The 12468-nt window shown below is 69.2% G+C and carries 2 protein-coding genes; both read left to right on the top strand.

Annotation, left to right across the window (positions count from 1 at the left end):
• The first annotated feature begins 11 nt into the window (after positions 1 to 11).
• Positions 12 to 7850 (top strand): amino acid adenylation domain-containing protein, encoded by a 7839-nt coding sequence (locus NR792_RS03060; protein WP_375758561.1) that lies wholly within the window; start codon positions 12 to 14, stop codon positions 7848 to 7850.
• Positions 7843 to 12453, top strand: a complete 4611-nt coding sequence (locus tag NR792_RS03055; RefSeq protein ID WP_375758560.1) for an SDR family NAD(P)-dependent oxidoreductase — start codon at positions 7843 to 7845, stop codon at positions 12451 to 12453. The genes NR792_RS03060 and NR792_RS03055 overlap by 8 nt, the downstream gene beginning before the upstream one ends.
• Positions 12454 to 12468: the final 15 nt, after the last annotated feature.

The following is a 12468-nucleotide window of genomic DNA, read 5'->3' as shown; positions in this document are numbered from 1 at the left end:
GAGACCTCACGATGGACACCTCAGAGACCTTCAGTCACGAAGTCGCGATCATCGGCATGAGCGGGCGCTTCCCCGGTGCGCGGAGCGTCGACGCGCTCTGGGAGAACCTCTGCTCGGGCGCCGAGTCCATCTCCTTCTTCTCCGACGCGGAGCTGGCCGCCGCCGGTGTCGACGCTTCCGTGCGAGGCCGGCCCGACTACGTCCCTGCCCGGGGCGTGATCGCCGACATCGACCAGTTCGATGCCTCGTTCTTCGGCCTCGCTCCTCGCGAAGCCGCCACCATGGACCCCCAGCAGCGCCTCTTCCTGGAGTGCGCCGCGGAGGTCCTCGATCGCGCGGGCCATGGCGCTCCCGCCCCCGACAACCGCACCAGCGTCTTCGCCGGGGTGAGCACCAACACGTATCTCCTCAACAACCTCTGCACCAACGCAGAGGTCATGACGACGGTCGACAGCTACGAGCTCATGCTCGGCAACGACAAGGACTTCGTCGCGACACGCGTGGCCTACAAGCTTGGCCTTCGCGGTCCCAGCCTCACCGTCCAGACCGCCTGCTCCACCTCGCTCGTCGCCGTCCACCTCGCGGCCCAGTCCCTCGCCAATGGCGAGTGCGACATGGCGCTGGCGGGAGGCGTCTGCATCCGCGTTCCACAGGCCTCCGGCTACGTCTACGAGCCGGAAGGCATCCTGTCGCCGGATGGCCACTGCCGTACCTTCGATGCCAAGGCCCAGGGCACCGTCAGCGGCAACGGCGTTGGCGTCGTCCTCCTCAAGCGCCTCTCGGATGCGCTGAACGACGGCGACACCGTCTATGCCGTCATCAAGGGCTCGGCCATCAACAACGATGGCGCCCTCAAGCCGGGCTTCACGGCGCCCAGCGTCGACGGTCAGGCTGAAGCCATCGCCGAAGCGCTCGCCATGGCCGACGTGGAGGCCTCTTCCATCTCCTACGTCGAAGCGCACGGCACCGCCACGCCCCTGGGCGACCCCATTGAGCTGGCGGCACTCAAGCGCGCCTTCCGCTCCTCTTCGCGCGCCACGTGCGCCCTGGGTTCGGTCAAATCCAACCTGGGCCATTTGGATGCGGCGGCCGGTGTCACTGGCCTCATCAAGACGGCTCTGGCGCTGCACCACCGCAAGCTGCCGCCCAGCCTTCACTACTCCGCGCCCAATCCGCAGCTGGGCCTGGAGGACAGCCCCTTCTACGTCAATGCGTCGCTGAAGGACTGGCAGCCTCCTGCTGGTGTTCCGCGCAGGGCTGGCGTGAGTGCCTTCGGCATCGGCGGCACCAACGCCCACGTCGTGCTTGAGGAGGCTCCCGAACCTGATTCTTCCGAGCCGTTGATCAGTGCGGGCACGCCGCAGGTGCTGGTGCTTTCGGCGAAGACGGCTTCGGCGCTGGAGAGCGCCACCGCGCAGCTCGCCTCGCACCTGCAGGGCCACCCTGAGCTGCCCCTGGCTGACGTTGCCTTCACCCTTCAGGTGGGTCGCCGGCTGTTGCCCCACCGCCGCTTCGTCATCGCTTCCGACGCCCTCCAGGCCTCGCAACTCCTCCAGGACGCACAGCCTTCTGCCTTCGACGAATCCGACGACCGGCCCGTCGTCTTCATGTTCCCCGGCGGCGGCGCTCAGTACGCCCTCATGGGCCAGGCCCTCTACGCGTCCCTCCCTCTCTTCCGCGACACCGTCGACCACTGCGCTTCGCTCCTGCTGCCCGTCCTGGGCCAGGACTTGCGCGCCGTCCTCTACCCCGAGGCTTCCCGCGCCGACGCTTGCGCCTCCCTCCTGCGCCAGCCTCGCCTCGGCCTCCCCGCCCTCTTCGTCACCTCCTACGCCCTCGCCCAGCAGTGGCTCGCCTGGGGCCTCAAGCCCCAGGCCCTCATCGGCCACTCCCTCGGTGAGTACGTCGCCGCCTGTCTCGCGGGCGTCTTCTCACTGAAAGACGCGCTCGCCCTTGTCTGCCTTCGTGGCCGTCTCTTCGAGCAGTTGCCCTCGGGCTCCATGCTCAGCGTCGCCCTCTCCGAGGCCGACGTCCTTCCGCTGTTGGGCGATTCGCTCTCCCTCGCCGCCGTCAACGCTCCCTCGCTCTGCGTTGTCTCTGGCCCTACCGCTTCCATCTCCCAGCTGGCCGAGCGCCTTCGCGCCTCCTCCGTCGAGCACCGCGAAATCGCCATCGACGTCGCCGCCCACTCCTCCATGGTGGAGCCGCTGCTCGCGGAGTTCACCCGCGTCCTCTCTTCCCTCTCCCTCCAGCCTCCTTCTCTTCCCTTCCTCTCCAACGTCTCTGGCACCTGGATTACCTCCAGCGAAGCCACCAGCCCCGACTACTGGGCCCGCCACCTTCGCCAGACGGTTCGCTTCGCCTCTGGCGTTCAGACGGCGCTCGCGTCTCTTCCTTCGCCCCTCTTCCTTGAAGTGGGCCCAGGCCAGACGCTCTCCCGTCTCGCCCACCTCTCCACTCGTGCCCATCCGGACGCCCTCGTCCTCTCCTCCATGCGCCACCCCCAGGAGGAGTCCGATGACGTCCACGTGCTGCTCTCGTCCCTCGGCCGCGCCTGGCTCTCCGGCGTCCCCATCTCCTGGCCTGCCGTCCACGCCTCGCCTCCTCGTCGCGCCCTGCTCCCCACCTACCCCTATGAGCGTCAGCGCTTCTGGGTGGAGCCGGGCCACGCTTCGCTTGCTTCTCTCGCGGACCCGCTTCGCAAGCAGGCTCGCGTCGAGGACTGGTTCTACCTGCCGTCCTGGAAGCGCTCCCTTCCGCCTTCCTCCGCTGCCTCCACGCCTCGCCGCTGCCTCGTCTTCATCGACTCGCTTGGGCTCGCTGCCTCTCTCGTCTCGCGGCTCGAAGCCCTCGGCCACTCCGTCTTCTCTGTCTCCTTGGGCGCGGAGTACCAGCGAAACGGTCCGCGCTCGTTCACGCTGAACCCGACGATCCGTGGCGATTACGAGCGGCTGCTCACCGCACTCCAGGTCCGGGAGCAGCCGCTGGACACCGTCGTGCACTGCTGGAGTGTCACTGGCGACGAGCCGGCGGTCCGGGAAGAACGTGCGCACTTCGAACACACGCAAGAGCGCGGCTACTACAGCATGCTGTTCCTCGCGCAGGCGCTCGACACGCTGGGCTTTGACAAGCCCTTGCGCATCGACGTCGTGTCGAATCGCCTCTGCGATGTCACCGCCCTGGAGCCAGCCCAGCCGGAGAAGGCCACGCTGCTGGGCCCCTGCACGGTGATTCCGCAGGAGTTCCCGCACATCTCCTGCCGCTGCATCGACATCGTGCTTCCCGACGGTGGCGTCTCTCCGTCATCGGCGCTCGTCGGCCAGCTCCTGACGGAGCTCGAAGCCCACGCCTCGGAGCCGTTGGTTGCCTATCGCGGCCACCAGCGCTGGGTGCAGGCCTACGAACCGCTCCGGTTGGAAGCCGCCACGCAGCCGGGTCCGGCGCTTCGTCAGCGCGGGACGTACCTCATCACGGGCGGCCTTGGCGGCGTCGGCCTGCTGCTGGCCGAGCACCTCGCGCGAACCGTCCAGGCCCGGCTCGTCCTCGTCGGCCGCACCGGCCTGCCCTCGCGGGAGCTCTGGCCGGAGTGGCTCTCCCAGCACCCTTCGGATGAGCCCACCTGCCAGCGGATCCGCAAGCTCCAGGAGCTGGAGGCGCTGGGCGCGGAGGTGCTCGTGCTGAGCGCGGACGTCGCCAACGTGGACTCGATGCGTGCCGCCCTCTCCCAGGCCACTGGCCGCTACGGTCCCCTTCACGGTTTGATTCATGCGGCGGGCATCACCCACGGCACGTCCATCTTCAGCCCGCTTCGCGACGTGGGCCGTCAGGAGTCCGCGTCCCAGTTCCAGCCCAAGGTCCACGGGCTCTACGTCCTGGACACGCTGCTCCGGGACTCGGCGTTGGACTTCTGCGTGCTGCTGTCCTCGAACGCTTCGGTCCTGGGCGGACTGGGCTTCGTCGCGTACTCGGCGGCCAACCTGTTCGTCGATGCCTTCGCGGCCCGTCAGAACAAGCGAGGCGGGACGCCGTGGATCAGCACGAACTGGGATGGCTGGCAGGTGCAGCAGCCGAACCCGCGCGCCCAGGTCCGCACCAGCATGGACCGCTACACGATGACGGCGCCGGAAGCGCTCGATGCCTTCCAGCGGATCCTCAGCCGGGGACTGGGCTGCGGGCAGATCGTCGTCTCCACCGGAGACCTCCAGGCCCGGCTCGCCCTGTGGCTCCAGCGGGACGCCGCGCTGCCCGGCACCACGGAGTCGGCCGCGTCCGCACCGCATGCACGCCCCCACCTGAAGACGCCCTACGCCGCCCCCTCGACGCCCATCGAGAAGCAGCTCGCCCACATCTGGCAGGAGCTGCTGGGGGTCGAGCAGGTCGGCCTGCACGACAACTTCTTCGAGCTGGGGGGCCACTCACTGCTGGGAACGCGGGTCGCCTCGCGCGTGCGGGATGCGTTCCAGGTCACCCTGCCGCTCCGGAGCCTCTTCCAGTCCCCCACCGTGGGACAGCTCGCCACGCTCATCCAGAAGCACCTGGCCGAGCAGTCCGGCTCGGACGCGACTGCCGGCACGCCGAAGCAGGATCAAACGCCCGGGAGCATCCGTCCCCGGGACCAGGGTGCCTCCGCGCTGCCCCTGTCCTTCGCGCAGGAGCGGCTGTGGTTCATCGACCAGCTGCTGCCGGACAGCCCGCTCTACGTCATTCCCCTGGCGGTGCGCCTGACGGGGGCGCTCGACGTGGCCGCCCTGACGTACAGCCTGCGCACCGTCGTCCAGCGCCACGAAGTCCTGCGCACCACCTTCCAGCTCGTCGACGGGCGGCCCATGCAGGTCATTGCTCCGGACCCCGACATCCCGCTGCCGCTCACCGACCTGCGTTCGCTTCCGGCCGACGCCCGGTCCGCCGAGGTGGCCCGGCACACGCAGGACTTCGCCCTGCGACCTTTCGACCTGAAGAAGGGACCGCTGCTGCGCTCCTGTCTGCTGCGGCTCGCGGATGACTCGCACCTGTGGCTGCTGTCCATGCACCACGTCGTGACCGACGGCTGGTCCATGGGCGTGCTCATCCAGGAGGTCGCCACCCTCTACGCCGCCGCGCTGCGCGGCCAGCCGGATGCGCTGCCTCCGCTGCCCATCCAGTACGCGGACTACGCGCTCTGGCAGCGCGAGTGGTTCCAGGGCCCGGCCCGGCAGTCACTGCTGGACTATTGGACCCACCAGCTCGCGGACGTGCCCACCATTCTCGAGCTGCCCACGGACTTCCCGCGTCCGGCCATCGCGACCACGCGTGGCGCGCTCCATCCCTTTCAGCTCCCCGCGGAGCTCACGGCATCCCTGCACGCGCTCAGCCGGGAGGAGGGGCTCACTCTCTTCATGACGCTGATGGCCGCCTTCCAGGTCCTCCTCCAGCGCTACTGCGCCAAGGATGACTTCATCGTCGGCACCCCCATCGCCAACAGGACGCGCAGCGAGACCGAGTCGCTCATCGGCTGCTTCATCAACACGCTTCCCATTCGCGCGAACCTTTCCGGTCAGCCTTCCTTCCGCGCGCTGCTGCGTCGAGTGCAGGCCACCTGCCTGGAGGCCTACGCGCACCAGGAGCTGCCCTTCGAGCACCTCGTCGATGCGCTCCACCTGTCGCGCGACTTGAGCCACACGCCCCTCATCCAGGTCCTCTTCATCCTGCAGAACGCGCCCCTGCGTTCGCTGGGCCTGCCGGGGGTGACGCTGGAGGTCGAGGGCACCGACACCGTCACCGCGAAGTTCGACTTGACCCTGTCACTCCAGGAGACCGGGGACTCGATCCGCGGGTTCCTGGAGTACAACACCGACCTCTTCGCGCCAGAGACGATCGCCCGGCTGGCGGATCAGTTCTCCACCCTGCTGACCGGAGCCGTCGCGTCACCCGACGCACGCCTCCGTGAGCTGCCGGTCCTGCCGGAGGCCGAGCGTCAGCGGCTGCTGGTGGACCTCAACGCCACCGCCGTGCCCTACCCGCTGGAGCTCTCGCTCCCCGCCCTCTTCTTCGCCCAGGCCGCGCGCACTCCGGACGCCACGGCCCTCTTCACCGCTGAAACGCAGCTCTCCTTCCGTACCCTCTCCGAGCGCGTCTGCCGCCTCGCCCACCACCTGCGCCACCTGGGCGTCGGCCCCGAAGTCACCGTCGGCGTCTTCCTCCAGCGCTCCGACGAGCTCGTCACCAGCCTCCTCGCCATCCTCTGCGCGGGCGGCGCCTACGTCCCCCTCGACCCTGCCTACCCCTCCGAGCGCCTGGCCCTCATGCTCGAGGACTCTCGCGCGGGGCTCGTCCTCTCCCACTCGGAGCTTCGCGACAGGTTGCCGGCGGGGGCGCACCGCGCGCTGTGCCTCGATGAGGTAGCCGATGAAGTCGCCTCTCGGCCTTCGTCTCCTCCGCCGCTGGGCCTCTTCCCGGAGAACCTCGCCTACCTCATCTACACCTCGGGCTCCACGGGACGTCCCAAGGCTGTCGCCATCAGCCACCGCAGCGCTGTCGCCATGCTCTTCTGGGCCCGCGACTGCTTCTCCGCGGAGGAGCGCTCCGGCGTGCTGGCCAGCACCTCCGTCTGCTTCGACCTCTCCGTCTTCGAGCTCTTCGTCCCCTTGTGCTTCGGCGGCAGCGTCGTCCTCGCGGACAACGCACTCCAGCTGCCTTCGCACCCCGCCGCCTCCCATGTCACCCTCCTCAACACCGTCCCCTCCGCCCTCTCCGAGCTGCTTCGCGGCGCGGGCCTTCCCCCCTCCGTCCGCACCGTCAACCTCGCGGGCGAGCCGCTTCCTCGCGCCCTGGTGTCGCGCGCCTTCCAGGTGCCCACCCTCCAGCGCCTCTTCAACCTCTACGGCCCTTCCGAGGACACCACCTATTCCACCTGGGCCCTCCTCGACGCCGACGCCACGGGCACGCCTCCCATTGGACGCGCCATCGCCAACTCCCAGGTGTACCTGCTGGACCGCTTCGGTCAGCCGACTCCTCTGGGCGTGCCGGGCGAAGTCTTCCTCGGCGGTGAAGGCCTCGCGCGTGGCTACCTTGGCCAGCCCGCGCTCACTGCGGAGCGCTTTGTCCCCAACCCCTTCAGCACTTCGCCGGGTGCTCGCCTCTACCGCACCGGCGACCTCGCTCGCTGGCGCGCGGATGGACAGCTGGAGTTCCTGGGTCGCAACGACAACCAGGTGAAGCTGCGCGGCTTCCGCATCGAGTTGGGGGAGATTGAGGCCGCGCTGGCCCGTCAGCCGGGCGTGCGGGAGGTGGCCGTCCTCGTCCGTGAGGACGTGCCCGGCGACAAGCGCCTCGTCGCCTACCTCGTCCTCGCTTCTGACGCTCCTTCCGTCAGTGAGCTACGCCGCGCGTTGCAGCAACTGCTTCCCGGCTACATGGTGCCTGCGCACCTGCTGCCGCTGGATGCGCTTCCGCTTACGCCCAACGGCAAGCTGGACCGGCGCGCCTTGCCTGCGCCGGACGCCCGGCCTTCGCTGGACACGGGCTTCATCGCGCCGCAGAGCGCGCTGGAGGTACAGCTTGCTTCCGCGTGGCAGGCCGTCCTTCGCCTCGACAAGGTCGGCATCCACGACAACTTCTTCGACCTCGGCGGCAACTCGCTGCTGATGGTCCAGCTTCACGCGCAGCTCCGCGAGGCCTTGAAGCTCGACGTTCCGCTGGTCGAGCTCTTCCAGGCTCCCACCATCCGCTCACTCGCGAAGCTGTTGAGCCGTGACGGCTCCGAGCAACCCTCGCTCGAGAAGCATCAGGAGCGGGCCACCAAACAGAAGCAGGTCATGGATCAACAGAAGCGGCTGCTGATGCGCATGAAGGAGGGGAAGAAGAATGGATAGCCTGGTCGAGGAGGGTCCCCAGGATGGCATGGAGACCATTGCCATCATCGGCATGAGCGGGCGCTTTCCCGGCGCGCGGAGCATCGAAGCGCTCTGGGAGAACCTCTGCGCGGGTGCCGAGTCCGTCTCCTTCTTCTCCGACGCGGAGCTGGCCGCCGCCGGTGTCGACGCCTCCGTGCGAGGCCGGCCCGACTATGTCCCCGCCCGGGGCGTGATCGCCGACATCGACCAGTTCGATGCCTCGTTCTTCGGACTCGCTCCCCGCGAGGCCGCGACCATGGATCCCCAGCAGCGTCTCTTCCTCGAGTGCGCCGCCGAAGCCCTCGAGCGCGCGGGCCATGGTGCCCCCGCTCCCGACAACCGCACCGGCGTCTTCGCCGGTGTGAGCATGAACACCTATCTCCTGCACAACCTGTACGGCCACCCGGAGCTGCTGGCCGGTGCCTCGGGTTACCAGGCCGCGCTGGGGAACGATAAGGACTTCGTGGCGACGCGCGTGGCCTACAAGCTCGGCCTTCGCGGTCCCAGCCTCACCGTCCAGACGGCCTGCTCCACCTCGCTCGTCGCCGTCCACGTCGCCTGCCAGAACCTGATCAGCTACCGCTGCGATATGGCGCTGGCGGGCGGCGCCTGCGTCCAGGTTCCGCAGGCCTCCGGCTATGTCTACGAGCCGGAAGGCATCCTGTCGCCGGACGGGCACTGCCGTACCTTCGATGCCAGGGCCCAGGGCACCGTCAGCGGCAACGGCGTTGGCGTCGTCCTCCTCAAGCGCCTTTCGGATGCACTGCGCGACGGCGACACCGTCTATGCCGTCATCAAGGGCTCGGCCATCAACAACGATGGCGCCCTCAAGGCCGGCTTCACCGCCCCCAGCGTCGACGGCCAGACCGAGGCCATCACCGAAGCGCTCGCGATGGCCGACGTGGAGGCCTCTTCCATCTCCTACGTCGAAGCGCACGGCACCGCCACGCCCCTGGGTGACCCCATTGAGCTGGCGGCACTCAAGCGCGCCTTCCGCTCCTCCTCGCGTGCCACGTGCGCCCTGGGTTCGGTCAAATCCAACCTGGGCCACCTGGATGCGGCGGCCGGTGTCACCGGCCTCATCAAGACGGCGCTCGCGCTACACCACCGCAAGCTGCCGCCCAGCCTTCACTACTCCGCGCCCAATCCTCAGCTGGGCCTGGAGGACAGTCCCTTCTACGTCAATGCGTCGCTGAAGGACTGGCAGCCTCCTGCTGGCGTACCTCGCAGGGCCGGCGTCAGCGCCTTCGGCATCGGCGGCACGAACGCCCACGTCGTCCTTGAGGAAGCTCCCGCGCGGGAGGTCGCTGCTTCCACGAACGCACCGCAGGTGCTGGTGCTTTCGGCGAAGACGGCCTCGGCGCTGGAGAGCGCCACCGCGCAGCTCGCCTCGCACCTGCAGGGCCACCCTGAGCTGCCCCTGGCTGACGTTGCCTTCACCCTCCAGGTGGGCCGCCGGCTGTTGCCCCACCGCCGCTTCGTCATCGCTTCCGACGCCCTCCAGGCCTCGCAGCTTCTCCAGGACGCACAGCCTTCTGCCTTCGACGAATCCGACGACCGGCCCGTCGTCTTCATGTTCCCCGGCGGCGGCGCTCAATACGCCCTCATGGGCCAGTCCCTCTACGCGTCCCTCCCTCTCTTCCGCGACACCGTCGACCACTGCGCTTCGCTCCTGCTGCCCGTCCTGGGCCAGGACTTGCGCGCCGTCCTCTACCCCGAGGCTTCCCGCGCCGACGCTTGCGCCTCCCTCCTGCGCCAGCCTCGCCTCGGCCTCCCCGCCCTCTTCGTCACCTCCTACGCCCTCGCCCAGCAGTGGCTCGCCTGGGGCCTCAAGCCCCAGGCCCTCATCGGCCACTCCCTCGGTGAGTACGTCGCCGCCTGTCTCGCGGGCGTCTTCTCACTGAAAGACGCGCTCGCCCTTGTCTGCCTTCGTGGCCGTCTCTTCGAGCAGTTGCCCTCGGGCTCCATGCTCAGCGTCGCCCTCTCCGAGGCCGACGTCCTTCCGCTGTTGGGCGATTCGCTCTCCCTCGCCGCCGTCAACGCTCCCTCGCTCTGCGTTGTCTCTGGCCCTACCGCTTCCATCTCCCAGCTGGCCGAGCGCCTTCGCGCCTCCTCCGTCGAGCACCGCGAAATCGCCATCGACGTCGCCGCCCACTCCTCCATGGTGGAGCCGCTGCTCGCGGAGTTCACCCGCGTCCTCTCTTCCCTCTCCCTCCAGCCTCCTTCTCTTCCCTTCCTCTCCAACGTCTCTGGCACCTGGATTACCTCCAGCGAAGCCACCAGCCCCGACTACTGGGCCCGCCACCTTCGCCAGACGGTTCGCTTCGCCTCTGGCGTTCAGACGGCGCTCGCGTCTCTTCCTTCGCCCCTCTTCCTTGAAGTGGGCCCAGGCCAGACGCTCTCCCGTCTCGCCCACCTCTCCACTCGTGCCCATCCGGACGCCCTCGTCCTCTCCTCCATGCGCCACCCTCAGGAGGAGGCCGATGACGTCCACGTGCTGCTCTCGTCCCTCGGCCGCGCCTGGCTCTCCGGCGTCCCCATCTCCTGGCCTGCCGTCCACGCCTCGCAGCCTCGCCGCGCTCTCCTCCCCACCTACCCCTATGAGCGTCAGCGCTTCTGGGTGGAGCCGGGCCATGCGTCGCTTGCTTCTCTCGCGGATCCGCTCCGCAAGCGGCCGCGTGTCGAGGACTGGTTCTACCTGCCGTCCTGGAAGCGCTCCCTTCCGCCTTCCTCCGCTGCCTCCACGCCTCGCCGCTGCCTCGTCTTCGTCGACCCGCTTGGCCTCGCTGCCTCCCTCGTCTCGCGGCTCGAAGCCCTCGGCCACTCCGTCTTCTCCGTCACCATGGGCGCGGAGTACCGCCGCGAGGGCAGCCACGGGTTCGTCATCGATCCGCGGAACCGCGCGGACTACTCGCGGCTCCTGGGTGAGCTGAGCACCGGCCAGTCCTCGCCGGACCTCATCCTCCACGGCTGGGGACTCACGCGTCCGGATGAGCCGGGCTCCGACGTGCTCGAGCGGGACCTGGACCTTGGCTTCTACAGCCTCCTGTTCCTCACCCAGGCGCTCGGGAGCCAGCACCTCTCGGAGTCGCTGCGCATCGTGACGCTGTCGAACGGAACGCAGGAGGTCACCGGCCACGAGCCGCTGAACGCCTCGAAGGCGGCCGTGCTGGGCCTCTGCAACGTGATTCCCCAGGAGCACCAGAACCTCTCCTGCCGGAGCATCGACGTGGAGCTTCCTTCGGGTGCGGCGGGCACCGTCACGCTCGCGGCCCGGCTCGTGAAGGAAGTCCTCGCCGACGTGAAGGACGCGGAGGTCGCCTACCGCGGCAGCCACCGCTGGGTGCGGACCTTCGAGCAGGTCCCCTCGCGTCCCACCGCCGAAGCCACCCTCCCGCTCCGGCAGCGCGGCACCTACCTCATCACCGGCGGGCTCGGGAAGATCGGCCTCGAGCTGGCGCGACACCTGGCGCGCACCGTCCAGGCCCGATTGGTGCTCCTCGGCAGGACCGGCGTGCCCAACCGTGAGGAGTCGGGCACGGCGGACGCGGCGACCCGCGAGCGGCTCCGCGCACTCGACGAGCTGGAGTCCCTGGGCGCCGAGGTCCTGGTGCTCCGCGCGGATGTGGCCGACGCGGGGCAGATGTCCGCGGCGTTCGACGCGGCCACCGCCCGCTTCGGTCCCCTCCATGGCGTCATCCACGCGGCGGGCACGACGGGCGACAGGGCCGTCCGCCTCATCGACGAGGCCCAGCCCGCCGACTGCGACTGGCACTTCGACCCCAAGGTGCGGGGCCTCCAGGTGCTGGCCTCACTCCTGGAAGGACGCGAGCTCGACTTCTGCATCCTGTGCTCGTCGCTGGCGTCGGTCCTCGGTGGCCTTGGCTACGCAGCCTACGCGTCCGCCAACCGCTTCATGGACGTCTTCGCCCAGGCGCACAGCCGGGCCTCCTCATTCCCCTGGATCTCCCTCAACTGGGAGGGCTGGCGGACGGACGCGCCTCCCGCGCAGGGCAACGCGCTGGGCGCGACGCTCCAGGAGCTGACCGTCACTTCCGCCGAAGGCGTGAAGGCCTTCGAGCACCTCCTGTCCCTGGAGCCCGTCGCCAACGTGCTCATGTCCACGGGCTCGCTCCAGGCCCGGCTCGACCGGTGGACCCGGTTCCAGGAGGACGGCACGGCCCCGGGCGGCACCGCCTCTCGCGCGAACCTCGCGCACGCCCGTCCCCAGCTGCGCACCGACTACGTCGCGCCCCGCGGCGAGCTGGAACAGACCATCGCGGACCTGTGGCAGACCCTGCTCGGGATCGACCGGGTCGGCATCCACGACAACTTCTTCGAGCTGGGCGGGCACTCGCTGCTGGCCACCCAGCTCACCACCCGGCTGAAGGCCACCTTCAAGGTGGAGCTTCCGCTGCGCCGCCTGCTGGCGAGCCCCACTGTCGCCAGCATCGCGGACGTCGTCCTCGAGGCGCAGGCCGAGCAGGTGGATGACGACACCCTGGCCCGGATGCTCGCCGACATCGAAGCGATGTCCAGCGAGGACGCCGCGGGCCTGCTGGCCGAAAGCGAAGCCTCATGAACGCCGTGACACCGC

This window comes from Corallococcus exercitus (assembly GCF_042231735.1).
Taxonomy (GTDB): Bacteria; Myxococcota; Myxococcia; order Myxococcales; family Myxococcaceae; genus Corallococcus; species Corallococcus exercitus_B.
Note: the sequence above shows the minus strand (reverse complement) of the source record. Positions and strands in the feature narration are given on the sequence as shown.